Source organism: Sphingobacterium siyangense, assembly GCF_007830445.1.
In the GTDB taxonomy this organism is placed as follows: domain Bacteria; phylum Bacteroidota; class Bacteroidia; order Sphingobacteriales; family Sphingobacteriaceae; genus Sphingobacterium; species Sphingobacterium siyangense.
On record NZ_VLKR01000011.1, the window covers coordinates 24,337 to 50,197 of the forward strand.

At 41.6% G+C, this 25,861-nt stretch carries 17 protein-coding genes; 11 read left to right on the forward strand and 6 right to left on the reverse strand.

What is annotated here, in order from left to right; translation table 11 throughout:
* Nucleotides 1–31 precede the first annotated feature (31 nt).
* A complete protein-coding gene (locus IQ31_RS11375) occupies nucleotides 32–1,969 on the reverse strand; it encodes a heavy metal translocating P-type ATPase (protein WP_145328046.1) in 1,938 nt (645 codons plus the stop codon).
* 261 nt (nucleotides 1,970–2,230) lie between these two features.
* Complete coding sequence (locus tag IQ31_RS11380; protein WP_088159802.1) at nucleotides 2,231–2,572, reverse strand: phage holin family protein; 342 nt, start codon at nucleotides 2,570–2,572, stop codon at nucleotides 2,231–2,233.
* Between the two features lie 459 nt (nucleotides 2,573–3,031).
* Here IQ31_RS11380 and IQ31_RS11385 point away from each other — a divergent pair, with 459 nt between their 5' ends.
* The 9 genes from IQ31_RS11385 (at nucleotide 3,032) to IQ31_RS11425 (ending at nucleotide 17,445) form a co-directional block, all read left to right on the forward strand.
* Nucleotides 3,032–3,457 carry a DUF2147 domain-containing protein gene (locus IQ31_RS11385; RefSeq protein WP_145328047.1) on the forward strand — a complete coding sequence of 142 codons (426 nt, stop codon included), beginning with the start codon at nucleotides 3,032–3,034 and terminating at the stop codon, nucleotides 3,455–3,457.
* A 154-nt stretch (nucleotides 3,458–3,611) separates the two neighbouring features.
* A complete protein-coding gene (locus IQ31_RS11390; protein WP_088159803.1) occupies nucleotides 3,612–4,859 on the forward strand; it encodes an ABC transporter permease in 1,248 nt (415 codons plus the stop codon).
* A gap of 264 nt (nucleotides 4,860–5,123) precedes the next feature.
* On the forward strand, nucleotides 5,124–6,314 hold the full coding sequence (gene kbl, locus IQ31_RS11395; protein WP_075990514.1) for a glycine C-acetyltransferase: 1,191 nt from the start codon (nucleotides 5,124–5,126) through the stop codon (nucleotides 6,312–6,314).
* Between the two features lie 78 nt (nucleotides 6,315–6,392).
* Entirely contained in the window at nucleotides 6,393–8,198 is a 1,806-nt protein-coding gene (gene typA / locus IQ31_RS11400; protein WP_088159804.1) for a translational GTPase TypA, read from the forward strand.
* A gap of 223 nt (nucleotides 8,199–8,421) precedes the next feature.
* A complete protein-coding gene (uvrA, locus tag IQ31_RS11405; RefSeq protein WP_070565864.1) occupies nucleotides 8,422–11,223 on the forward strand; it encodes an excinuclease ABC subunit UvrA in 2,802 nt (933 codons plus the stop codon).
* Between the two features lie 140 nt (nucleotides 11,224–11,363).
* On the forward strand, nucleotides 11,364–13,007 hold the full coding sequence (gene pafA, locus IQ31_RS11410; protein WP_088159806.1) for an alkaline phosphatase PafA: 1,644 nt from the start codon (nucleotides 11,364–11,366) through the stop codon (nucleotides 13,005–13,007).
* 91 nt (nucleotides 13,008–13,098) lie between these two features.
* The gene (locus IQ31_RS11415) at nucleotides 13,099–13,539 is read left to right on the forward strand and encodes an RrF2 family transcriptional regulator (protein ID WP_046673766.1); all 441 of its coding nucleotides are present in this window, start codon (nucleotides 13,099–13,101) and stop codon (nucleotides 13,537–13,539) included.
* A gap of 218 nt (nucleotides 13,540–13,757) precedes the next feature.
* A complete protein-coding gene (locus IQ31_RS11420) occupies nucleotides 13,758–16,544 on the forward strand; it encodes an outer membrane beta-barrel protein (protein WP_145328048.1) in 2,787 nt (928 codons plus the stop codon).
* A gap of 106 nt (nucleotides 16,545–16,650) precedes the next feature.
* Nucleotides 16,651–17,445, forward strand: a complete 795-nt coding sequence (locus tag IQ31_RS11425; RefSeq protein WP_244294458.1) for a GLPGLI family protein — start codon at nucleotides 16,651–16,653, stop codon at nucleotides 17,443–17,445.
* Nucleotides 17,446–17,528: 83 nt separating this feature from the next.
* On the opposite strand, the gene metG is transcribed toward IQ31_RS11425, so the two are convergent.
* Nucleotides 17,529–19,598, reverse strand: coding sequence for a methionine--tRNA ligase (gene metG, locus IQ31_RS11430; protein WP_145328049.1), 2,070 nt, complete (start codon nucleotides 19,596–19,598; stop codon nucleotides 17,529–17,531).
* A 409-nt stretch (nucleotides 19,599–20,007) separates the two neighbouring features.
* Between metG and IQ31_RS11435 the strand changes: the two genes are divergently transcribed.
* A complete protein-coding gene (locus tag IQ31_RS11435) occupies nucleotides 20,008–20,910 on the forward strand; it encodes a S66 peptidase family protein (RefSeq protein WP_145328050.1) in 903 nt (300 codons plus the stop codon).
* Nucleotides 20,911–20,963: 53 nt separating this feature from the next.
* On the opposite strand, the gene IQ31_RS11440 is transcribed toward IQ31_RS11435, so the two are convergent.
* Entirely contained in the window at nucleotides 20,964–21,794 is an 831-nt protein-coding gene (locus IQ31_RS11440; protein WP_145328051.1) for a universal stress protein, read from the reverse strand.
* A 224-nt stretch (nucleotides 21,795–22,018) separates the two neighbouring features.
* Between IQ31_RS11440 and IQ31_RS11445 the strand changes: the two genes are divergently transcribed.
* Entirely contained in the window at nucleotides 22,019–22,426 is a 408-nt protein-coding gene (locus tag IQ31_RS11445; RefSeq protein ID WP_112375279.1) for a DoxX family protein, read from the forward strand.
* A gap of 146 nt (nucleotides 22,427–22,572) precedes the next feature.
* Here the strand turns inward: IQ31_RS11445 and IQ31_RS11450 are convergent, their stop codons facing one another.
* Together IQ31_RS11450 and IQ31_RS11455 are read right to left on the reverse strand one after the other, a co-directional pair.
* Complete coding sequence (locus tag IQ31_RS11450) at nucleotides 22,573–23,403, reverse strand: universal stress protein (RefSeq protein WP_145328052.1); 831 nt, start codon at nucleotides 23,401–23,403, stop codon at nucleotides 22,573–22,575.
* A gap of 335 nt (nucleotides 23,404–23,738) precedes the next feature.
* The gene (locus tag IQ31_RS11455; RefSeq protein WP_145328053.1) at nucleotides 23,739–25,859 is read right to left on the reverse strand and encodes a carboxy terminal-processing peptidase; all 2,121 of its coding nucleotides are present in this window, start codon (nucleotides 25,857–25,859) and stop codon (nucleotides 23,739–23,741) included.
* Nucleotides 25,860–25,861 lie beyond the last annotated feature (2 nt).

The window sequence follows — 25,861 nt, forward strand, 5'->3', positions numbered from 1 at the left end:
TTTTTTGGGGCATTACATGATCGCTCAGTTTTTAAACTTTTTTATGTTGGATCCGAATGGCATTTAAAATTGCCAGAAGAGCTACCCCCACATCAGCAATGACTGCTTCCCATAGTGTTGCAATGCCTCCGGCGCCCAGGATCAAAACAATGATTTTTATTCCCATCGCCAGGATGACATTCTGCCAGACAATACTTCGGGTTATTTTACCGATTTTTATAGCAGAAAGGATCTTGTGGGGCTCATCATTTTGGATCACAACATCAGCAGTTTCAATGGTTGCATCAGCTCCCAGTCCACCCATAGCAATACCTACATGTGCTAAGGCAACTACAGGGGCGTCGTTTACGCCATCGCCGGCAAAGGCAACGCGGCGTCCTTGGTCAATCAGCTGCTGTACATGGCTTACTTTATCCTCAGGAAGAAGATCGCCATAGGCTTTGTCAAGTCCAAGTTCTTTGGCGACTTCATCTACTACCGCTGTTTTATCTCCAGATAACATGACTGTGTACAAACCTTGAGCATGCATGGCTTGGATCACTGCCCTGGCATCTGGTTTAATTCGATCCGCAACAGTAATATAACCCGCATAGTGACCTTCGATGGCGAGTAATACAATGGAGTATGCCATTTGCCTTAGCTCTGCCGGATAGCCAATATCGAATTTGTCCAGTAATTTGCTGTTGCCCGCGAGTGTGGGCTTTCCGTTAACAGTGGCGAAAAGTCCGTGGCCTGCTATTTCCTGGATTTTCTCGGCTTCCAATGCGGCAGTGCCGGGATGATAACTGGCGATCGCCTTCGCAATGGGGTGCGTTGAATGTGCCTCAATGGCTTTCGCATAGTTCAGTAATTCCTCTGGATCTCCATTGACGGCAAAAACTTCCGTTACCTCAAAGACAGCAGCTGTAAGCGTGCCCGTTTTATCCATGATAACGGTATCGACTGAAGTGATGGCATCGAGGAAGTTCCCGCCCTTAAATAATATACCATTTCGGGAAGCTAAGCCTATACCGCCAAAATAACCCAGGGGAATGGAAACGACCAGGGCGCAGGGGCAGCTGATCACCAGAAAGACTAAACTCCGGTAGAACCAGTCCTTAAAACTATAGTCATGAACAAAAAATAGGGGTAAAATAAGGACCAAAAGCGCAAGGCCGAAAATAATAGGGACATATATTTTAGCAAATCTGGCGATAAACAATTGTGTTTTGGATTTACGTGCAGTGGCGTCCTGAACCATTTCCAGAATTTTGCTCAATTTGCTATCTTCAAATACGCTGGATACCTCGATTTGAACAACTGTTTCCAAGTTGATCATACCTGCAAAGACAGCATTACCGGAATATTTTGTATCGGGTTTACTCTCTCCAGTCAAAGCAGCAGTGTTAAATGCGGCTCTTTCCGTTTTCAATGTACCATCCAGAGCCACTTTTTCTCCAGCTTTTACAAGGATAATTTCGCCAATTTGGACAGTTTTTGGATTTATCTGCTGTTGCTGCCCATTTCGTATGACCGTTACTGCGTCAGGGCGGATATCTAATAAGGATTTGATTGATTTCTTGGCATTGTCGACGGCAGTATCCTGAAACCATTCTCCGATTTGATAGAACACCATTACCGCGACGCCCTCTTCAAATTCTCCAATAGCGAAAGCGCCCAATGTTGCAACGGTCATCAAAAAGAACTCATTAAAAATATCGCCACGGCTTGCCTTGCGCAATGCCATTTGAATAACGGGGATTCCGGCGAGAAGATAGGCGATGCTATTTAAGGTCAAGTTGATGCCAAAGGGAAGGCTGATCTTAAAAGCATATTTCAATAGGAGTAAAGTAAGTAGAATGACAAGAGCCATGAGGAGCTTACGTTGGGTAATCCACCAAGGACGCTCCTGTGTTGGAAGGCCGTGCTCCTGTGTTGGAAGGCCGTGCTCCTGTGTGTCATGGCTATGCTCGTGGTTGTGTTCGCACATATATCAGCGGTTCTTTTAAAGAATTAAATTTAGCGAATTATGTTGTAAAAAGCGAGGGAAATGAGGATGAACTCACCCATAAGGACGATTATTTTAGACGATTATTTAAAGGAATTGGAACAGCAAACAAGCTGTTTTTCAAACGACAGATGCTGTCCGTAAGGGAAGCTGATGTCAGCAAGGAAGGGGGACAATCGTTGAGCAATGAAAAGGCGTCCACATGTATTGATGCGGACGCCTGCTATTTTATTGAATGTATTTTTAATCTTTCGAAGTACTGCCAATAATCATTTCCAATATGGCAACGACAATGGCAAACAGCGCTGCGGTCCAAAATCCATGTACATCAAATTTGGATCCAAGTAGTGAATCGGTCAACAAGACCATTAATACGGTAATAATAAAGGAAACCAGACCAAGGGTAAGCCAATTCAATGGGAACGTAAATAACCTTAAAATCGATCCCACAGTCGCGTTGACAAATCCAATGACAAGTCCCGTAACGATAGCCCAACCGAAACCAGCAACTTCAGCACCAGGAACAACCCAGCAAGCAATTGCGACTACCAGACCAGTAAGTAAAAGACTAATAATAAATTTCATAATATGTGCTAATTTATAAAGAGTAAATAAAGTAATAATATAATAATTGTCGTACAAACCCGATGCCAAACTTTGTTTAGATTATCGCATTTAAATCTTTGGGATGGATGGATGGATGGATGGATGGATGGATGGATGGATGGATGGATGGATGGATGGATGGATGGATGGACCGTTAACTGGTATTAGTAAGCGGGGGCTGTTTGATAAATAGCAATACTGTAATAAAAAATATATGCAAGCATAGTAAATATTTTGTATATTTATTCAGAAGCTATGCATGCTATAGCCGTATGGTCATCAACGATTATGCGTGTCATGTATGACGGTTGCCGATGGTGGAAAAGAATTGAAAGACGTACTTAAGTCATTTAAACAGGTGATAGTCATTTAAACAAGCGGTCGGATCACCAATAGCAGGGAAAATTGAAAGAATTAAGTTCATAAAATAATAGACCCATGAAGAAAATTATGATGTCATTCATAATGCTGCTGACTACAGTCGCATTATTTGCGCAAACAGATCCCATCATCGGAAAGTGGGAAAACCCAAGCGGCGAAGGCCGTGTTGAAATTTACAAGAAAGGCGATAAGTTTTTTGGTAAGCTCTATTGGCTGAAATTTCCAAATAATGAAGCCGGTCAGCCGAAGAAAGATATAAAAAACCCAGATAAAGCATTGCAGGGCAGAAATGTGCAAGGACTCGAAATCTTGACCAATTTTAATAAAGATGGCAATACCTATGTTGACGGCAAGATCTACGATCCGAAGTCGGGCAAAACGTATAGCTGCAAGATGACCTTAAAAGGAGATAAGCTTGATATCAGAGGTTATGTGGGTGTGAGCTTGCTTGGACGCACCGAGACATGGAAAAGAATTAATTAAGACAGAAAATGGCCACAAAATCAACATAATCCGCTTGCATGGATAGGGCAGATTCCATCCAAAAGGCAATTTATTTCTTGGAAGTAAATTGCCTTTTTGGTTTTGTGCTGGAATTACAGTATTTTCATCCCTACAAATTATAAATACCAGCTCTATGGCCGTAAAAATGTCTTATGTTGAAAATGTCAAGCTTGCACTACAGTCCATTGTAGGGAATAAGCTGCGGACATTTTTAACAGCACTGATCATTGCCATAGGGATGATGGCATTAATAGGAGTATTGACCTCGATCGATGCTATGAAAAACTCGCTAACAGATTCCTTTTCATCCATGGGATCAAATTCCTTCAACATACGCAACCGGGGATTAAATGTCCGGATCGGTAATGAAGGGACTCGCTCAAAAGTCTTTGCTAATATTACCTATGCACAATCTGCAAGATTCAGACAGGATTTTCACTTTAATGCGTTGACATCAATCAGTGCCAATGTGAGTTGGAATACGACCGCAAAATATCAATCCAAAAAGACAAACCCCAATATCGGCCTGATCGGGACAGATGAAAATTATCTGCAGACATCAGGGTATGTTGTTAGCGAAGGCCGTAATTTTTCTACGCGGGAGGTTGAAACAGGTAGTGGCGTGATCATCATCGGTAGTGAAGTGAGTAAAATGCTATTCAACGAAATTATTGATCCCATAGGACAGTTTATTACGGTTAACAATATCCGCTATTTGGTGATAGGAGTCTTAAAAAGTAAAGGTTCCTCTGCCGGGATGGGCGGGGACAGAGCCTGCTTTATTCCCCTGATCAAGGCCAGGGCAGTGATGCAGGGTACCGAGCCTTCCTATGTGATCACTGTTTCTTCCAATGACCCCATGCGATTGGAAGCCGCAATCGGCGAAGCTACAATCGTATTTCGAAATATTCGCGGATTGGCATCACGGCAGTCCAATGATTTCGAAATCACCAAATCCGATGCGGTTGCCCAGATGCTGATGCAAAATATGGCCATGGTTACTTTGGGTGCAGTGGTGATCGCTTTTATAACCCTTGTGGGAGCTTCAATCGGATTGATGAACATCATGTTAGTTTCGGTCACAGAACGTACGCGAGAGATCGGTATTCGTAAGGCAATCGGTGCAACACCGAGTGTTATACGTAAACAATTTCTGATGGAAGCCATTGTGATCTGTATGATTGGAGGTGTCGCCGGGATCTTTATTGGTATCTTGATTGGTAATATTCTGGCGCTGCAGCTCGGCACATCTTTTATTATACCTTGGGGAGCGATTATTTTGGGTTTCGCGGTATGTGGACTCGTCGGTATGCTATCGGGCTATTACCCGGCCTCAAAAGCATCTAAACTGGATCCAGTCGATGCGCTTCGTTACGAGTAATTCACATTGACCCCCCTATCGCTCTATTTTTACATGCACCCTGCTTGCAGCCCGAAGATGTCTCGCGGTTGTCTCCCTGTTGGTCGCTATCAAAGCAAAAGGAAAAGTAGATCGATTGAAAAAAGGAATTTTATGCAATCGGTTTAATGTTACCAAATCATTGATTTGGGGTGAATTCTCCGTGAATAGCCCTTGTCTCGAAAGGTAAAGCAACTTATTCCAATGAAAAAACTGTAATATTGTATAAAAAAATAAAATCGAATTATGTACAATACATTACAACCAGTTTTAGAAAAGGAATTGGAAGCAATCAAAGAAGCGGGATTGTATAAACAAGAGCGAGTGATCGTTACTCCCCAAGGAGCAGACATCAAAGTGAGTACAGGACAAGAAGTTGTCAATTTTTGTGCGAACAATTATTTGGGTCTGTCTTCGCACCCAAAAGTAATCGAAGCTGCTAAGAAAGCGATTGATACACACGGTTATGGAATGTCTTCCGTACGTTTTATCTGTGGTACCCAAGATGTGCATAAAGAGTTAGAAGCAAAAATTTCTACGTTCCTCGGAACAGAAGATACTATTTTATATGCAGCGGCATTCGACGCTAACGGTGGGGTGTTTGAGCCATTATTTGGTGCCGAAGATGCCATCATTTCAGACGAATTAAATCATGCTTCTATCATAGACGGTGTTCGTTTGTGTAAAGCACAACGCTTCCGTTATAAAAATGCGGATATGGCTGATTTGGAAGCGCAATTGCAGGCTGCATCCGGTGCTCGACATAAAATCATTGTTACAGATGGAGCGTTTTCGATGGATGGATCTGTAGCTCCATTGGACCAGATCTGTGATCTAGCCGATAAATACCAGGCGCTCGTGATGATCGATGAATCGCATTGTACAGGATTTATCGGTGCAACTGGACGTGGTACGCACGAGCTTTTCAATGTAATTGATCGTGTAGATATCATTACAGGTACGTTGGGTAAGGCGCTAGGTGGTGCTTCCGGTGGTTTTACTTCTGGTAAAAAAGAGATCATCGATTTGTTACGTCAGCGTTCACGTCCTTATTTATTTTCGAACACCCTAGCCCCCGCAATTGCAGGAGCTTCTGTTGCGGTCTTGGACATGCTGAGTGAGACAACTGCATTGCGTGATAAACTGGAATCCAATACGATCTACTTCCGTGAAAAAATGACGGCTGCTGGATTTGATATCAAGCCAGGTTTCCATCCAATCGTGCCTGTGATGCTGTATGACGCGAAATTAGCGCAGGAGTTCGCAGCCAAGATGTTGGACGAGGGAATTTATGTGATCGGTTTTTACTATCCCGTTGTACCTCAGGGAAAAGCCCGTATCCGTGTGCAGATTTCGGCAGGACACGAAGTTGCTCACCTGGATAAAGCAATCGCCGCCTTTACCAAAGTAGGTAAAGAATTAGGTGTAATTAAATAAAATACACATAGTTATAAATTTTATGGTGCAAAATGTTTATCTTTGCACCCTAAAATTTTATAAAAATATTCTTGCTCAATGCAAAACATTAGAAACATTGCGATCATCGCTCACGTCGACCACGGTAAAACTACGCTTGTAGACAAAATTTTATATTTTACCAATCAATTCAGAGAAAATGAAAATGCTGGTGAATTAATCCTAGACAATAATGATTTAGAGCGTGAACGCGGGATCACTATTGTATCTAAGAACGTATCAGTGACATATAAAGGTGTTAAAATCAACATCATCGATACCCCAGGTCACGCCGATTTCGGTGGTGAAGTAGAGCGTGTATTGAAGATGGCCGATGGTGTAGTACTATTGGTCGATGCTTTTGAAGGCCCAATGCCTCAAACACGTTTCGTTACAGGTAAAGCTTTGGGATTAGGTATCAAACCTATCGTCGTTGTCAATAAAGTCGATAAAGAAAACTGTCGTCCTGAAGAAGTATACGAACATGTTTTTGACCTATTCTTCAACTTAGGTGCTACTGAAGAGCAATTGGACTTCCCAGTATTGTACGGTTCTTCAAAACAAGGATGGATGTCTACAGATTGGAAAAATCGTACTGAAGACTTCACCGACTTGTTGGAAGCCATCATCAAATATATCCCTGCACCAGAAGTCTCTGAAGGTACTTTGCAAATGCAGGTAACATCATTGGATTATTCGACGTTCGTAGGACGTATCGCTATCGGTCGTGTTGCTCGTGGTACAATCAAAGAAAACCAACCTGTTTCTTTGGTGAAACGCGACGGAAAAGTTGTGAAATCACGTGTAAAAGAACTACAGGTATTTGAAGGCCTTGGCCGCATCAAAGTGCCTGAAGTAAATGCAGGTGATATCTGTGCCGTAGTAGGTATCGAAGGTTTCGATATCGGTGATACCATTGCAGATTTTGAAAATCCAGAGCAATTGGAAGTTATCAGCATTGATGAACCAACAATGAACATGTTGTTTACCATCAATAACTCTCCTTTCTTCGGTAAAGAAGGTAAATTGGTAACATCACGTAACATTTACGATCGCTTACAAAAAGAGTTGGAGAAAAATTTAGCACTACGCGTCGTTCCTACTGAATCTCCAGATGCTTGGTTGGTATACGGACGTGGTATCCTTCACTTGTCCGTATTGATCGAAACAATGCGCCGTGAGGGTTATGAGTTGCAAGTAGGCCAGCCACAAGTTATCATCAAAGAAATCGATGGTCAAAAATGTGAACCTATCGAAGAACTTGTTGTTGATGTACCTTCTGATGTCTCAGGAAAAGTAATTGAGTTGGTTACACAACGTAAAGGTGAGTTGTTGATTATGGAAGCTAGAGGAGATATGCAACATCTTGAGTTTTCTATCCCTTCTCGTGGTATTATCGGTTTACGTAACAACGTGTTGACAGCAACAGCGGGTGAAGCTGTTATGGCACACCGTTTGAAAGGTTACGAGCCTTGGAAAGGTACAATTCCTGGTCGTTTGGCAGGTGTATTGATCTCTTTGGATACAGGTTCAACAACTGCGTACTCCATTGATAAATTACAAGACCGTGGTCGTTTCTTCGTAGATCCAGGTGTGGATGTATACGAAGGACAAATTTTAGGTGAACACATCCGTGATAATGATTTAACGATCAATGTTACTAAAGGAAAACAGTTGACAAATATGCGTGCTTCTGGTTCTGATGATAACACACGCATTGCACCGGCAATCAAATTCTCCTTGGAAGAATGTATGGAGTATATTCAAGCTGACGAGTATATTGAGGTGACACCACAATCAATGCGTCTACGTAAAATCTATTTGACTGAAAACGAGCGTAAAGTTAACGCAAAGAAATTCCAATAGTCAATAGCGAAACGCGCTATAAAAAAGCCCCCGAACATTGTTCGAGGGCTTTTTTTGATGATTTAAATCCTCCCCTTGGCAGTGCCTCAGGGAGATATCACGTTTTTTTGTTCTTTCCTCCCCGGTACAGTAAGTATCATCTGGCAGAAAACCGAATAGCTTTTTAATTCAAAGGAATATAATCAGCCAAGAATACGTAACTTTGTGTGAGATAAGGATTATTATGAGTAAACAGGTGGAGCACACTCCAAAAGAATATATTCAGATAAAGGGCGCAAGAGTTAATAACTTAAAGAATATTGACGTTGATATCCCTAAAAATAAATTAGTTGTTATCACTGGAATGTCGGGCTCAGGAAAATCCTCCTTAGCTTTTGATACGCTCTATGCCGAAGGACAGCGACGTTATGTCGAAAGTCTTTCTTCGTACGCAAGACAATTTATGGGACGGATGAATAAACCGGAGGTGGATTACATCAAAGGTATCGCCCCTGCAATTGCCATTGAGCAACGCGTCATTACGTCCAACCCCCGTTCGACGGTGGGGACATCCACTGAGATCTATGATTATCTGAAATTGTTGTATGCCCGGATCGGCAAGACAATTTCTCCTGTATCTGGTCGCGAGGTGACCAAAGACAGTGTGAGTTCAGTGGTGGATTTTGCCTTGAATTTGGAAGAGGGGACAACGGTGACACTTCTCGCGCCACTTATTCCTGCTCATGGACGTAAACTTAAGGAAGAACTGTCGCTCCTGTTACAGAAAGGTTTTGTGCGTGTCGTCTTTGGGGATAGCATGCAGAAAATCGAAGCTATTATCGATGATAAGGCCGTCGCCAATAAAGACCTTCAGGATGGTGAAGTGCTTATTGTCGTCGACCGGGTCCGTGTTGAACAGGACGATGATACAGTCAATCGACTTTCTGACTCTGTCCAAACAGGTTTTTTCGAAGGTAAGGGTGAGCTCTATATGGAAGAAAATGGTCAAAGACATCATTTCTCCCATAAATTTGAACTTGATGGAATAACATTTGAAGAACCTACACCAAATTTCTTCAGTTTTAATAACCCCTATGGTGCCTGTCGTCGATGTGAGGGCTATGGAAAGATCATTGGTATTGACCCTGATCTTGTTATTCCAGACAAAAGCCGCTCGGTCTACGATGGCGCAATTGCACCTTGGCGAGGAGAGAAAATGGGCGAGTGGTTACAAGTGCTTGTTAAAAGTTCGTTGAAATTTGATTTCCCAATACATCGTGCCTACATGGACCTGACTGCGGCGCAGAAAGAGCTGCTGTGGACAGGAAATAAATATTTCGCAGGTCTTACTCAATTTTTTGAAGAGCTCGAAGCTCAGACCTATAAAATTCAATACCGGGTGATGTTATCGCGCTACCGCGGGAAGACAGATTGCCCGGATTGCCGCGGTACCCGTTTACGCAAAGATGCGACTTATGTGAAAGTAGGGGGCAAGTCTATCACCGATATCGTTTTGATGCCGCTTGAGGAAGCCTTGGAATTCTTTAAAACCCTACCGCTGGTGGGTAATGAACTGGTCATTGCCAAAAGACTTCTTGCTGAAATTAATAATAGATTGCAATTTTTGTGCGATGTTGGATTAAGTTACCTGACCTTGAACCGGCTATCTAATACCCTTTCTGGAGGGGAATCACAGCGGATCAATCTGGCAACTTCATTAGGGAGTTCGCTCGTAGGTTCTATTTATGTGTTGGACGAGCCAAGTATTGGACTTCATCCACGTGATACACAGCGTCTGATTTCTGTGCTGAAATCCCTGCGCGATGTTGGTAATACGGTTGTGGTGGTCGAGCATGAGCAGGAGATGATGGAGGCGGCTGATTACCTGATCGATATCGGACCGGAAGCCGGGATCAATGGCGGCGAAATGGTCTTCGCGGGGACATATCAGCAGATTCTGAAAGATACAAAGAGCCTTACGGGGCAATACCTCAGTGGTAAAAGCCAGATTGAGGTACCCCAAAAGCGCCGCTCATGGTCCAATAGTGTGACCATTAAAGGAGCGCATGAGAATAACCTCAAAGGGATTGATGTACAATTTCCATTGAATACGTTTACTGTGGTGACAGGTGTTTCAGGGTCAGGTAAGACCTCCTTGGTCAAACGTATCCTTTACCCAGCATTGCAGAAGTCGATAGGCAATTACTCTGGTGAACAGACTGGGGTCTATGATGCGATCGAGGGGGATATTACCCATATAGAACAAGTTGAAATGGTCGATCAAAACCCGATCGGTCGTTCTTCGCGATCCAACCCGGTGACTTACGTGAAAGCCTGGGATGAAATCAGGGCCTTATATGCCAACCAGGCAGCAGCCAAAGCTGCTGGACTGAAACCTGCGGCATTTTCATTTAATGTTGAAGGTGGACGTTGTGATGTCTGTCAGGGTGAAGGTGAAGTTAAAATTGAAATGCAATTTATGGCCGATATCGTTTTGCCATGTGAGGCCTGTGGGGGCAAGCGATTTAAACAGTTTGTGCTTGATGTACACTATAAGAACAAGTCGGTAGCAGATGTTCTCGAGCTGAGTGTTGATGAAGCGATCGTATTCTTTGCAGACCAGCCTAAAATATTAGCGAAATTGCAGCCTTTACAGGACGTTGGACTAGGCTACGTTAAGCTCGGGCAATCGTCAAGTACATTGTCTGGCGGTGAAGCACAGCGGATTAAACTGGCCTCCTTCCTCATTAAGGGAAATAATAGCAAGAAGACACTTTTTATCTTTGATGAACCAACAACAGGCTTACACTTTCAGGATATTAAAAAGCTATTGAAATCATTTGATGCACTGATTGCCTTAGGGAACAGTATATTAGTGATCGAGCATAATATGGATATGATCAAATCGGCAGATTGGGTCATCGATATTGGTCCTGAGGGCGGTAATAAAGGTGGAAAGCTCGTCTTTGCGGGACTTCCTGAAGAACTTATTCATTGTAAAGATTCTTATACAGGTCAATTTTTAAAGACACATTTAAAAGATTAAATCCTACTTTAGCGAAGTGAAGTAATCTGTCTCAGGACAACGGAGCTGCCAATAAGTTCCGTTTATTGTTCCTTTTGTTAAGGTCTGATAGAATACTATACAGTAAATAAAAAACTAATATTTCAATACTTAATACGATTATGATTAAAAGATTTTTTTTAAGTGTCGTCCTTGGAATAGCGGCGCTTTCGTCCATGGCGCAACAACCGGAAAGACCAAAATTGGTTGTCGGCCTGATGGTGGATCAAATGCGTTGGGATTATTTATATCGTTTTGCAGATCGATATGGAAATGATGGTTTCAAACGACTTTTGAAAGAAGGATTCTCCTGTGAAAATACATTGATTAATTATATTCCGACATACACCGCTATTGGACACAGTTCGGTCTATACAGGATCCGTTCCTTCCATACATGGTATTGCGGGCAATGACTGGATTGAAGAACAGACGGGTAAAAATATGTACTGTACGCAGGACGATAATGTCGTTGGTGTAGGTACTACAGCCAAGGAGGGACAGCAGTCTCCACGTAATTTACTTGCATCGACCGTAACGGACCAATTGAAGCTCGCTTCTAACTTTAAATCCAAAGTGATCGGTATCGCGATCAAAGACCGCGGTGGTATTCTACCGGCAGGGCATTTTGCCGATGCAGCGTATTGGTTTGAAGCTAAATCAGGCGATTGGATCACCTCTAATTTCTATATGGATAAACTGCCAAAATGGGTGGTAGACTTCAACAAGAAAAAATTGGCCGAAAAATACCTGAAAGGCGACTGGAAACCAATGTATGATATCAGCAGCTATGCTGCCAATAGTATTGCAGATGATAACATCTACGAAGGTAAGTACCCAGGTGAAGAAAAACCGACTTTGCCGCGTGCAACTTCTAAGCTAATGAAAGACGAAGGCTATGAGCTGATCAAAACCACACCAATGGGAAATCAGTTTACGTTGGATCTGGCTATGGAAGCAATCAAAAATGAGCAGATGGGAAATAACCCAACTAAAAATACCGACTTCCTTTGTGTGAGCCTTTCTGCAACAGACTACGTTGGACACCGTTACTCATTGACAGCAGTGGAGATTGAAGATATCTATCTGCAGCTCGATAAACAGCTTGCCGATTTCTTCAACTACCTCGATAAGACCGTGGGCAAGGGTAACTACACGTTCTTCCTGACAGCAGATCATGGCGCTTCTTATAACTCTCGTTTCTTTATGGATATGAAAGGAAACGGTGGTTATTTCTATTCCCGTCAGATTATCACAGGACTTAACAAAACCCTTAAAGAGAAATTTGGACAAGAGAAGCTTGTTAAAAGCATGATGAACTACCAGGTGCACTTAAATAATCAATTGATTGATTCGTTGAACTTGGATCGTGATAAAATAAAAGAGACCATCATTCGTGAACTTCGCCATACCGAAGGTGTCGCGTATGTTGCTGATATGGAAAAAGGGGAAAGTCTGATGATCCCGGCGCCTATTCGCGAAAAAATGATCAACGGTTACAACTTTAAACGTAGTGGTGCTATTCAGATCGTTTGTGAGCCACAATGGTATGACGGCACGCCGCGCTCGACCGGGACAACACATGGTACCTGGTCTGGCTATGATTCCCATATTCCTTTGGTATTTATGGGTTGGGGAATTAAACCGGGTGTATCTAATACGGAGGTACATATTGTGGATATTGCACCGACAATTTCTTCACTACTCCACATCACTGAGCCCAATGGTAGCATCGGAAAACCGATCACGGCGGTATTGGGGCAATAAGGAGACTGTTGCTGCATGCGTGAAATCATGAAGGTTTTATTCTATTGAATAAAAAACGTAAATTTGCAATTCAACAGGGGGTTAACAAATTATGCTGTCCAAAAAGACAAAATATGCAATAAAGGCACTGATGGTGCTTGGTCGTAATTACGGTAATGAGCCGATGCAAATCGTGAAGATTGCGCAGGAGGAGAATATTCCAAAAAAATTCTTGGAACAAATTCTACTTGAAATGCGAAATGCCGGAATTCTGTATAGCAAAAAAGGTGCTGGAGGTGGTTATAGCCTCAATAAGGCTCCCGAAGATGTTTTTTTATCGCAGGTGATGCGCCTGATTGATGGCCCCATAGCCTTGCTGCCCTGCGTGAGCTTGAACTTCTACCGCTCCTGCGAAGAGTGTACACAAGAGCATGCCTGTGGCATACGCGATACTTTTGTCGAGGTGAGAAATGCCATGTTGCAGATTTTAAATGATACAAGTATTGCCCATTTAATCAATAAGGAAAAAGAATTGAACCTAAATGTAGATTAAAGGAAATAAAATATATTTTTCTATTTAGATTGGAGGCGTAACAAATAAGTTACGCCTCTTTTTTTATGCGGTAAAGTTATTGGTATAGCGTGAATTATCGTGTTTTATTTGACCGAGGTAAGTTTCATTTTTTAATTACATAATTATTTAACATTATTTTACGAATTTTCCGTAGCAACATTTATATATTTACGTCGACAATATATAAACGAAAATTTATGAAACTAACCTATTCCCTAGTTTTGTTTCTTTTATTTTCAGTCCTGAGTTCCAAGTCCTATGCACAACATAAACTTGTGGGATCGGTGGCAGATATCAAAGATCTTGCAAAACTACATCAAGCTTCAATCGCGCTGCTCAGCCCCAAAGATTCGATTTTGGTTAAATTCGGTCGGACGAAAGAAAATGGAACATTCCAAATTGCGAATCTCGACACAGGTACCTATAAAATGGTGGTTTCCTATCCGCAGTATGCTGACTTGGTAAAAGATATCCATGTGGCCGCCGAAGATCTAGATATTGGTATTGTAAAGCTATCCAAAGCAGCGCTACTATTGGAGGAGGTTCAGGTGAATGGCAAAATTCCTGTGGTTATTAAAGGCGACACCATCGAATACGATGCCGGTAGTTTTAAAGTAGAGAAGGATGCTAAAGTAGAGGACCTATTGAAGGTCTTGCCGGGTATTACGATGGATGGATCAGGCAAGATCATTGCTCAGGGCAAGGAAGTCAAAAAGGTATTGCTTGATGGGGAAGAGTTTTTTGGTGATGATCCAACCCTGATTACCAAGAATATTCGGTCAGATATGGTTAGCAAGGTACAAGTGTATGAGAAGAAATCAGATCTTGCTGTACGTACCGGAGTAGATGATGGCGAACGAACGCAGACAATTGATATTAAGCTCAAAGAAGATAAGAAAAAAGGAATGTTCGGCCAAGCTGTTGCGGGAGCTGGTACAGATAAATATTATGGCGGAAAAGTCATGCTCAATAAGTTTAAGGGATCGCAGAAAATTGCAGCTTATGGCATTCTCGCCAATGATGGAATGGTCGGATTAGGATTTGAAGATAGCCAAAAATATGGTGTGGGCGGAAGCAGCAATGTACAGATGATGGACGGCGGCGGCATTATGATTTCTTCTAGTGGTGATGGCTCCGACGGTGGATGGGATGGTAAATACTATGGTGGTGGCGTGCCTAAGGCCGTGAACATGGGCGCAAGTTATTCCGACAAATCCAAAGATGATAAGCATAAGATCAATGTCAACTTCAAACGGAATCAGATCAATGTCAATAATACAAGTACCTATAATGCGCAGAACAATCTTCCTGAACGTGCGCAGGTCGATAATAATGTGACAGCATCTGAAACCGAAACACAGGCCAATATCGCGAATTTAAGGTATGACTATAAGCTTGATTCGCTCGCAGACTTGACTGTCACTATGGGCTTTACCAAATCTAGCCGCGACAATTTATCCAATTCCGAAGCAGACCAGCGTAAATTGGATGGCACATTGATTACACGGACTTCGTCCAAGACAGATTTAAATAACGATCAGGATAAGTTTAATGTAAATGCGATGCTTACACGTCGTTTTAAAAAGGACCGCCGCTCCATTACTTTCAATGTCAATGCGAATACAGATCAAAATCGTAACAAGACACAGTATTTTTCGGAAAATTTCTTCCAAAGTTCCGGAGATACAACCTTGATCGATCAATATAAAAATGATAAGTTGGCCAACAATACGTATGGTGCTTCAGTAACCTATTCGGAGCCTTTGTCTAAAAGGTTGACTGCTGCAATAGGTTATGCATTCAATCAAAATAAATCGGAAACACTCAATCAGTCATTTGATAGAGATCCGGTTACAGGAAAATATACGGTATTGGACCAAGACCTGCTAAACGATTTTGATTTTAACAGTTTAAAAAATGGTGTCAACGCCTCCTTGAACTACAAGTCCAACACATTAACTGTAAATTTGAGCAATCGGGTTGATTTTGAGCAGGTCAAGAGAACCTATAACAACCTGAATACAATACTACAGCGGAACCAGACTTCTGTTGCTCCAGTCCTTTCCGTCAACTACAAAATCTCGAAAAGCAAAAATGTGAGCTTCCGATACAGCGGCCGCACGAGCCAGCCATCGTTGACGCAAATAGAGCCGTTGAAACAAAATGCCCAGCCACTCGTCGAGTATTTGGACAATCCAGATCTGGAAGCGGGCTTTAACAACTCCTATTCAATTAATTTCAACAACTACAAGCAGTTAAAAGACCAGAGTATTTATTTTTATGTCAGTGCAGATCAAGGAAAGAAAAGTATCAACAATAGCGTACGCTATGATCTAGATAAAGGTACGCAGCAAATTTCCTACGTGAATATTGATAAAGACAATTGGCGTATGTATGGCGGTGGAGGATACAGTTTTGTATTGAAGAAAAAATGGGGATTAAAAATGAACTTGGGTATGAACGCGCAGTATAACAGCCAGTTTAGCTATTTATCTACTTACAACGAAGATCCTGAGCTCAATAGAAATCAAACATGGAGTGTGGCGCCGAGCCTTGGCTTCAGTCGGTACAAGGCAAATAAAATGGATTTTTACATCTCCATGAGCCCTGGCGTGGAGCAGATGAATTCCTATTTGCAACCTGAGTTAAATCGCACGACTTTTAAATTCAGGACGTTCTCGGAGATTACCTATTATTTACCAAAAGACTTTAAAATTTCCCTGTCGACAAACCAGAATTATCAGGCCGCTACAAAAACGCTTGAATCCATTAATATCATTAATATGAATGGTTATGTTTCCAAGAAATTATTGAAAGATAAGTCCTTGGAGGTACAGGTATTTGTCAATGATATTTTAAACAAAAATAATGGAGTGTACCGTTATCAAAATGGAACTTCATTTATCCAGACCAGCAACGATGTACTGCGTCGTTATGGAATGCTAAAAGTAATCTACAATTTTACAACAATGAACCGTCCATGATTAAATTAACGATTTTGTTTTCAATGATTTCCATGAATTTAATCATGGTAAGCTCCATCTGGCCGATGGAAAAATTAAATTATTTACAGATGAAAGGAGATGCCAAATGAGTAAGTATATCAAGTTGATGGTCTGGGTATTATTGCTGAGCTCAGGAGCAGCCCATGCACAACACGCGTATTTTCCGAGCAGCGGAACAGTAACTTATGAACGGAAATTTCATGTGCAGAATTTCTTAAAGCGTAATTATCTCAGCAAGCCCGATTTAGATACCTGGGATAAGCTGATGGTCGACAATGCGGTGAAGAATGGGCCTGCAGAGGTGGTGACCCACCATATTCTGAAATTTTACGATAATGAAACCCTGTTTGAAACGGTGCAGGAAGATTATCCTGCAAATTATCGTCATGTGACTCACTATAATTCTATTCTTCCGGATTCAAAAACGTACATTAATTTCCAGAATCAGGAATTCTTAAAATTGCTCCCCTTTGGAGATGATCAGCTCTTGCTGAAAGATTCATTGCCTACTGTAAAATGGAAGTATACCGATGAATACCGCAATATTGCCGGATATGATTGTCGGAGAGCCAATGGAATTATTCAAGATTCGGTCTATGTGGTTGCGTTCTTTGCGGGGCAAATACCCATCTCCGGTGGTCCTGAACTTATACACGGACTCCCAGGCTTAGTGATGGGGATATCCATCCCAAGTATGAATGTCAATATGTTTGCAACAAAGGTGGAGATTACCAATACGCCAGTTTCAAATGTGCTGACCAAAAAGAAAAAAGTTGTTGCGGAATCCAGAGCGGAGATCATAAAGAAGCTGAAAGATACCGTCTATGACTATATGGATGAGAAGGCGTTTAAGAAACGGTTGCAGAGTATACTCTTTTAGCGGGTAATCGATGCTGTCTAGCTAATAAAAAAAGCCTGTTCAAACGAACAGGCTTTTTTTATAAAAGGAGGTAAGCTCTTATATTAACGTACCGTACTTCCGACTTTAATTGCTGTATCTGGTTTGACAAAATCCAATCGACCATCAGCGTCTTCTGCCATAAGGATCATTCCTTGTGACATAATTCCTTTTATTTCACGAGGCTCAAGATTGACTAAGATGGATACCTGACGGCCTACGATCTCTTCCGGACTAAAGAACTCTGCGATACCCGAAACGACCGTGCGTGTATCAATACCAGTATCGATTGTTAATTTCAACAATTTTTTTGTTTTGGCAACTTTTTCAGCGGCTGCAATGGTTCCGACACGGATATCCATTTTAACAAAATCATCGAAGCTAATATTTTCTTTTGCGGGAGCAACCTTGGCATTATCGGCTAGGTTTTTTGCTTTTGCTTCAGCAAGTTTGTTTAGTTGGAAGTCGACTTGTTCATCGGTTATTTTGTCGAATAACAATTGCACTTCACCCAATTGGTGTCCCGCTTGGATCAAAGCATCTGAACCTGCGTCGTTCCAGTTTCCTTGTGGAAAATTAAGCATTTCAAATAATTTGATCGCTGTTTTCGGTAAAAACGGTTGTGCAAGAACGGCAAGATTGGCAACGATTTGAGCCGCTACATTTAGGATTGTTTTGACACGTTCCTCATCTGTTTTAATGATTTTCCATGGCTCCTCATCGGCAAGGTATTTATTGCCCAGACGAGCTACATTCATAAATTCTGCCAATGCCTCACGGAAGCGGAATTGCTCCAAAGACGATTTGATAGAAGTAGGGTATGATTTTAGTTCATCCAGTACCGCTTGATCTACAGCTGTCAGTGGAGAGCCGTTCAATACTTTGCCATCGAAATATTTGTGGGAAAGTACCAAGACGCGGTTGACAAAGTTTCCAAAAATAGCAACGAGCTCATTGTTGATCCTAGCTTGGAAATCTTTCCAGGTAAACTCGGCATCCGAAGTTTCCGGTAATATGGATGTCAATACATAGCGCAATTCATCCTGTTTGTCAGGAAATTCCTGTAGGTATTCATGTAACCAAACCGCATGGTTTCTAGACGTGGACAGCTTATCACCTTCCAGGTTAAGGAATTCGTTGGCTGGAATATTTTCTGGTAAAATATAGTCGCCGTGTGCATGAAGAATCGCCGGGAAAATAATACAGTGGAAAACAATATTATCTTTTCCAATAAAATGGATCAGCGTAGAATCGTCTGCTGGGTTTTCATGGGTTTTCCAATAGTCTTCCCAGTTTTTACCATGGTCTAAAGCCCACTGTTTTGTTGCTGAGATATAACCGATAGGTGCATCTAACCAAACATATAGTTTTTTACCCGCTGCTTCAGCCAAAGGTACATCGACGCCCCAATCCAGATCTCTTGTCATTGAACGCGGCTGTAAACCGGATTTAAGCCAAGATTGACATTGGCCAAAAACGTTGGACTTCAGGATATTTTTCTTTCCTTCGATCAGCCATTTTTCAAGCCAAGGTTGGTATTTATCCAAAGGTAGATACCAATGTTTCGTTTCTTTCAAAACTGGCGTTTTTCCGCTCAATGTTGAAATTGGGTTGATCAGATCTGTTGGGCTAAGTGATGTCCCACATTTTTCACATTGGTCACCATAGGCGCCTTCGGACTTACAATTTGGGCAAGTTCCCGTAATGTAACGGTCGGCCAAAAACTGATGGTATTCCTCATCGTAGTACTGCTCAGAAAATTTCTCCACAAATTCACCTTTGTTGTAAAGGTTCAAGAAGAAATCCTGCGATAACTGGTGATGTATGGGCTCCGACGTACGGTGATAGATATCGAAAGAGATACCAAACTCCTCAAAGCTTTCTTTGATTTGTTTATTGTATTTGTCAATGATTTGTTGCGGGGTGATGCCCTCTTTTTTTGCACGGATGGTAATCGCCGCACCATGCTCATCTGAACCACATACATAGACTACATCTTTTTGATTCAGACGCAAATAGCGGACAAAGATATCCCCTGGGATATAAGCTCCGGCAAGGTGTCCAATATGTAAAGGACCATTGGCATAAGGTAATGCCGATGTGATGGTATAACGTTTTTTATCTAGAATACTCAATGCTTGAAAGTATATTAAAGTGTGTACTTGTTTTCTTTGGCAAACTTAGATAAATTGCTGTTTATATGCAATATAAATGCGTGTCATATCGAACAATTTATTCTTGAATTCTTGTTTTGGCTCATTTCTACGATTGTTTCAACTTGATTAAAATGCGCTTTCACTTAACAGCTTGTTATCGTAGAAATATTATTCAACATAGCGGTAGAAAACTTAGATAAATTTACGTTTATTTGTACATATAAGCACCATATATCAAGTATATTTCTAATCGGACTTTGCAATGTAGCGGTCCTTTTTTTTGAAATTGTTTGATGTTGTTGGCCAGAAAGATTCTTCAGTTCGCTTGCATAGCTGTTGGTGTCTTCGAAGCCATGAAGGTTTTGTTTGATCATTAGCGATAAAAAAGATGTCCAAAATACCTGATTTTCTGAAAGAAGGCGATAAAGTAGCTATCGTTTGTCCTGCGAGTTTTATACGAGGCTCTATTGATGTTGGCATAAAAACATTGGGGAACTGGGGGCTGGAAGTTGTGGTTGGGAAGACTGTTGGGACATCGTTCCATCAGTTTGCCGGAGATGACAATTTACGCGCTGCCGATCTGCAGTGGGCACTTGATGATCCGTCGATTAAAGCGATTTTTGCTGCGCGCGGAGGTTACGGTTGTGTTCGTATTGTCGATCAGATAGATTTTTCGAGCTTTGAAAAAGATCCCAAATGGTTGGTGGGTTTTAGCGATATTACCGTATTGCATAGTCATATTCAACGGAACTATAAAATTGCAACAATACATGGGCAGATGCCAAAGTCTTTTGAAACGGGCACAGAAGCATCGTTGGAAACGTTAAAAAATGCATTGTTTGGACATAATATGGATTTTGCCTACGAGCAAACGTTATTCCCCAATCGTGCGGGTAAAGGCGAAGGAAAATTGGTCGGTGGAAATTTAGCAATCTTACTATCTGTACTTGCTTCTAATTCGGATGTCAATTACAAGAATAAAGTTTTATTTATAGAGGATGTAGGTGAAGCCTATTATTCCGTAGACAGAATGCTAAGGGCATTGAAGCGCGCGGGGAAATTAAAAAAATTGAATGGTCTAATTGTAGGTGGCTTTTCTGCGATGAAAGACAATGATCCTGCTTTTGGGCAGCGTGTGGAGGAAATTGTGTGGGATATAGTTAAAGAATATGATTTTCCGGTAGCATTTGGCTATCCTGCCGGGCATATTGATGATAATCACGCCCTGGTATTTGGGCGAAAAGTAAAATTGCAGACTACAGCTGATTCTGTTCAGTTAACCTATTTGTAGGGGAAGCTGAACAGAATCTCGTTGTTTTATTTATTGATTATCCCGTTTATTGATTATCCCGAATGTACAGGGATGACCATCATGGCAGCCTGACTCTTCCAGGCCATCTTTTGCGCAATGCTCGTATTGAAAATTCGACTTAATAAGCCCTTGTCCCGATGGAAAGTGACCATCATGTCGATATGATTTTCGTTGATGTATTGGTTGATCCCTGCAGCAATGTCTGCATTGGGGATATAACTATAGATGGGATGATAAGGCGCCAGTAAATCCTGCATGGTTTTTATTTCGGCATTTACCGCCTTATTTGCAGGATCTTCTTTAGTCACATGGACGACATAGACCTCACTTTTCCGTAATACTTCGGACGCATTAACCAAAAGACGGTTTAATTTTAGTTTTACCTCTTTGAGATTGGTGGCGATTAACATTTTTTTGGGTACCCGAAATTCTGCTCGTGCGGGGACCACCAGTAATGGTGTGTGACAATTTTCGATCAGCTTGAGGGTATTGCTTCCAAGAAGCAGTTTCTTTAAACCACTTTTACCTGCAGTTCCGACGATAACAAGGTCAATTTCCTCCTCAGCACAGGTACGGTTTACGCCATAGCTCAGTTCATATTCTTCAAGAACTGATTTCCAGGCAATGCCCTCAGGGAAAAGCAACATCAGTTCCTGTTGCCAGGTATTGAGATCCTTTTGTTTTTCTTCCAAGATTTCTGAATTGCTGATGACAACAGGTTCAGTACCTACGGTAGGAATTACTTCGTAAGTGTGGTATAGGACAACTTTTTCAATGCCCCAAAGTGGAGCTAATTGTGCGGCATATCGAGCAGCAGCATAGGCATTGTCCGAAAAGTCTGTTAACAAGAGTAGGTTTTTCATCCTTTAGTTATTTGTTGATCCATAATCCGTGGCTAAGGTCTTTTACGCTGTCTTAGCCGTTCCAAAGCATTATAATCGGGTCTATAGTCATCAAATTACGCATTAAGTATTATAAATGCAATAGCTTTATTTATTATGGCGAGTACGGTGAGCTGTTCAATTTAAATAATTTCATTAATTTAGGGAGATCGGTAATTCAAGTTTTAATAAATTAAACGTTTTTTATGGCAATTTGGAATTCATTGGGTAAATATAGGGATACGGGACTTTTGGTCTTGCGTGTTGGACTTGGGGTGATGATGATCATGCATGGTCTGCCCAAATTGCAGGGCGGTCCTGAGCTCTGGGCAGGTGTCGGAAAATCAATGGGTAATATTGGTATTCATTTTATGCCTACTTTTTGGGGCTTTATGGCAGCTGCTACCGAAACTGTTGGAGGGCTATTTTTACTGCTGGGGCTCTTTTTCCGACCAGCGGCATTATTGCTTGCATTTACGATGGTCATCGCTGGATTAATGCATCTTTCTAAAGGAGATGGTATCGCTGGTGCATCACATGCGATTGAGCTTTGCTTTGTGTTTTTAGGACTTATCCTTATTGGGCCGGGTAAACATTCGGTTGACAAGAAATAAGAGATCTCTCGGCAAGAGACTTCCCGGAGGAACAACGATACGACAAAAACGCCGCAATTTAGCATACATTGCGGCGTTTTTGTCGTATAATTTGTTTCTATTGGACAAGGAGTCCATCGCTGTGGATATGTACAAAGCACAGATTTCTACAATCTATCCATCGGAATAACCAGTAAGCTGGCCGCGCCATTCCAGGCTATTTTTTTAGAAATGCTCGTTTTGAATAGGCTCGCTAATAGGCCTTGCTTTTTATGAAATGACAGTATGAGGTCTATGTGTTTCTCTTTGGCATATTCTTCAATACCTAATGCAATATCATCATGGCTAATGTAATCGTAAATCGGATGATATTTGTCCAGACGTTCATGGAGGTGCTTTAGTTCCTGTGCCAAGTCTGCCGCGGACCCTTCTTTTTTAGCGACATTCAACACATAAAGTTGTGCGTCGAATGCTTCCAACACCCGATCTAAATTGAATAAATCCAGCTTTCGGTCGACCTCTTTCAGATCGGTTGTCGCCAACACATTTTTGGGAACAGCTGGATTTACCTTGTGCGAAACAATAAGCATTGGCCTATTGCAGGTGTCCATCAGCGTAATGGCATTACTTCCGACCAGGATCTTCGCAAAACCTGTTTGTCCGGTAATACCCAATGCGACAAGGTCAATGTCGTGCGACATACACATGTCATTTACTCCCATCGGCAAATCAACATCTTCCATCTGATGCGTTAATTCCACTTGTGGGGGGAACAACAGTCTAATTTGGTCAAACCATGCTGTCAGTTCTTTCTCTTTGGTCTCTTTAACCTCATCATTGACAACAACAATCGGTTCGTTATCGACAAGGGTAACACTATTGTACGTATGGTAGATAATAACCTTTTGCGTTTTCCAGGCTTCTGTACACAGCGCCACTTGTTTTGCTGCCAGAAGAGCATTTTCTGAAAAGTCGGTTAGCAGGAGAATACGTTTCATGATGTTCTTTTTTATATGTTTAACTTCTATAACTGGGTTGATGCATTCTGTCCTGCCAAATCTTTAGCGTATGCGCTAAGGGAATCATTCGGACTTCAAGCCGTACCGGTATATGTCTAAAACAATGAATTTAGCGATAAGTTACAAAGAAAAGGTGAATTTAATGTTAAACTTGCCCTATTGTGATGAGTGTCATAAAACCTTCATTGCTTCGTAAGACACCAACAGCGATAAAAGCGAACTGAAGGTTCTTTCTAGCAAATAAGATCAGACACTTTCAGAAAAAAAAAGGCAACCGCAGTTACGGTTGCCTTTTTTAAGAGCGAGAATACGTTCTATTTTTTTGCTTGAAAGTTGATGATATAATCGGTCATCACTTTGGCACTTTCATCTTTCACAAAGTCCAGGTCAATTTTAGGTTGAGATTTTCCTTCTTCCCAAGCCGGTTTGCCCTGTAATTTCAATAAAGCGTTGATGCGGTCTCTATTTTTCTTGAGGTTGTCATCTTTCTCTTTCTTGAACTTGTTTAGCTCCAATGAAATTTTCACATCCTCATCTTTTTGAGCTTCTTCGATATCCTCTTTCAGATATTTATATTCAAGCGAGTTTTTAATGCGTGCCTCATGCATTGTTTCTAATTTTTTGTCAACAGCACTTAGATCAGCTACTTTTTTGAAGTTGCTCGATTGGATTTGATCCCAAGGGAGTGCTGATTTTTCGGAGCTCTCGCCAAATTTCTCTGCAGAGAATTGAGACGGGAATACGATATCAGGTGTAACACCTTTATGTTGCGTGCTGCTGCCATTTACACGGTAGAATTTACCCAATGTGATGTTGATCTGTCCATATTGAGGAGCACCTTCTGGGGTGTCCGGATCTTTTTCCCCTGAGGCTTTTAGCAATAAGCGGCTGGTTGGGCTGATAACGCGTGACATGTCGATTGCCGATTGCACTGTTCCTTTACCATAACTTTGAGATCCCAAGATAATACCTCTTCCATAATCCTGGATCGCTCCAGCAAAGATTTCAGAAGCCGAAGCCGAGAAGCGGTTGATCATGATGCCCAATGGACCATCCCAGGATACACCCGCGTTTTTATCTTCTTCGACATCGATGTTATTTTTTGTGTCTCTTACTTGTACAACTGGACCTTTGTCGATAAATAAACCGGTTAAATCAATGGCTTCCGGTAAGGAACCGCCACCATTGAATCGCAAATCGATAACCACAGCATCTACTTTTTCTTGTTTCAAGGTGTCTAAGATTAACCTAACGTCTCTCGTTGTGCTCTTATAGTTTGGATCGCGTCTTCTGTAAGCTTCAAAATCCATGTAGAACTTCGGAATATTGATGATACCCACTTTGTACGTTTTTCCATCGGCACCTTTGACGTTCATAATCTCTTTTTTCGCAGACTCTTCTTCAACAACGATTTTCTCACGTACTAAAGATACAATGCGCGGATGAGAGTTCATGGGCTGACCAGCAGGTATAATTTTCAGGCGGACAATGGTTCCTTTTGGACCTTTGATTTTTGCTACGGCTGCATCAAGTCTCCAGCCAATAATGTCTTCGAATTCACCATCTTTTCCTTGGGCTACAGCGATGATTTTATCATTGACATGAATGCTCTTGTCTTTGAATATTGGTCCACCGGGGATAATTTCAAAGATGCTTACCGCTTCATTATCGATCGATAATCTTGCACCGATCCCTTCAAACGTATTGGCCATTCCCTCATTAAACGCCTGGGCAAAGGATGGGTTAAAATAGGACGTATGTGGGTCAACAGCATCGGTCAATGCTTGCATGACCACCTGAAAAGCATCGTTTGCGTTGGTTTTTTTGGCCTGAGAGATCAAATTAACATAACGTTTTTTTAATGTTTCTACCTGTTTGGTTCGCGCACTGTCGGTCGATTTACCACTGGCAGTTTCTAAGTTAAGCAGGTCGTATTTCACCCGTTTACGCCATTGATCGTTGGCTTCATCTGCCGTTTTAAACCAGCCCAGTTTTTCACGGTTAGGTTGGTAATACTCATCCTTTGTATAATCCTGTTTCTTGTCAATTTCTGAAAGCGCATATTGCATTCTGTCCAGGTATCTCTTCGAATAGACATTAAAAATATGGAATGCCGCAGAAAGATCTCCATTTTTGATATCCTGCGCAAGATTGTTTCTGTACGCTTGAAATTCATCAATATCCGATTGAAGCAAGTAATTTTTTCCTTGATCCAAACTTTTGATCAGATTATCGTATATGATGCCCGATATCGAATCATTCATTTTGACCTTTTTGTAGCTCGCATTTTCCAATAATCCAGAGACTTCTTTAGCAATAATCTGATGTTGCGTGCTCGGTTTAAGCCCTCCATCATCAGGAAGCGCTACCCGTGGTTTTGAACCACAAGAAACAATGGATACAACAAAAAGTGCAAATATGAGTTTCCTAAACATAT

What these genes read in the sequence shown, in the direction of transcription:
- kbl (WP_075990514.1), top strand. Translation starts at nt 5,124, where the DNA reads ATGTACAATACATTACAACCAGTTTTAGAAAAGGAATTGGAAGCAATC.
- uvrA (WP_070565864.1), top strand. Translation starts at nt 8,422, where the DNA reads ATGAGTAAACAGGTGGAGCACACTCCAAAAGAATATATTCAGATAAAG.
- IQ31_RS11380 (WP_088159802.1), bottom strand. Translation starts at nt 2,572, where the DNA reads ATGAAATTTATTATTAGTCTTTTACTTACTGGTCTGGTAGTCGCAATT.
- IQ31_RS11385 (WP_145328047.1), top strand. Translation starts at nt 3,032, where the DNA reads ATGAAGAAAATTATGATGTCATTCATAATGCTGCTGACTACAGTCGCA.
- IQ31_RS11390 (WP_088159803.1), top strand. Translation starts at nt 3,612, where the DNA reads ATGGCCGTAAAAATGTCTTATGTTGAAAATGTCAAGCTTGCACTACAG.
- IQ31_RS11420 (WP_145328048.1), top strand. Translation starts at nt 13,758, where the DNA reads ATGAAACTAACCTATTCCCTAGTTTTGTTTCTTTTATTTTCAGTCCTG.
- typA (WP_088159804.1), top strand. Translation starts at nt 6,393, where the DNA reads ATGCAAAACATTAGAAACATTGCGATCATCGCTCACGTCGACCACGGT.
- IQ31_RS11375 (WP_145328046.1), bottom strand. Translation starts at nt 1,969, where the DNA reads ATGTGCGAACACAACCACGAGCATAGCCATGACACACAGGAGCACGGC.
- IQ31_RS11435 (WP_145328050.1), top strand. Translation starts at nt 20,008, where the DNA reads ATGTCCAAAATACCTGATTTTCTGAAAGAAGGCGATAAAGTAGCTATC.
- IQ31_RS11425 (WP_244294458.1), top strand. Translation starts at nt 16,651, where the DNA reads ATGAGTAAGTATATCAAGTTGATGGTCTGGGTATTATTGCTGAGCTCA.
- IQ31_RS11415 (WP_046673766.1), top strand. Translation starts at nt 13,099, where the DNA reads ATGCTGTCCAAAAAGACAAAATATGCAATAAAGGCACTGATGGTGCTT.
- IQ31_RS11450 (WP_145328052.1), bottom strand. Translation starts at nt 23,403, where the DNA reads ATGAAACGTATTCTCCTGCTAACCGACTTTTCAGAAAATGCTCTTCTG.
- IQ31_RS11440 (WP_145328051.1), bottom strand. Translation starts at nt 21,794, where the DNA reads ATGAAAAACCTACTCTTGTTAACAGACTTTTCGGACAATGCCTATGCT.
- IQ31_RS11455 (WP_145328053.1), bottom strand. Translation starts at nt 25,859, where the DNA reads ATGTTTAGGAAACTCATATTTGCACTTTTTGTTGTATCCATTGTTTCT.
- pafA (WP_088159806.1), top strand. Translation starts at nt 11,364, where the DNA reads ATGATTAAAAGATTTTTTTTAAGTGTCGTCCTTGGAATAGCGGCGCTT.
- IQ31_RS11445 (WP_112375279.1), top strand. Translation starts at nt 22,019, where the DNA reads ATGGCAATTTGGAATTCATTGGGTAAATATAGGGATACGGGACTTTTG.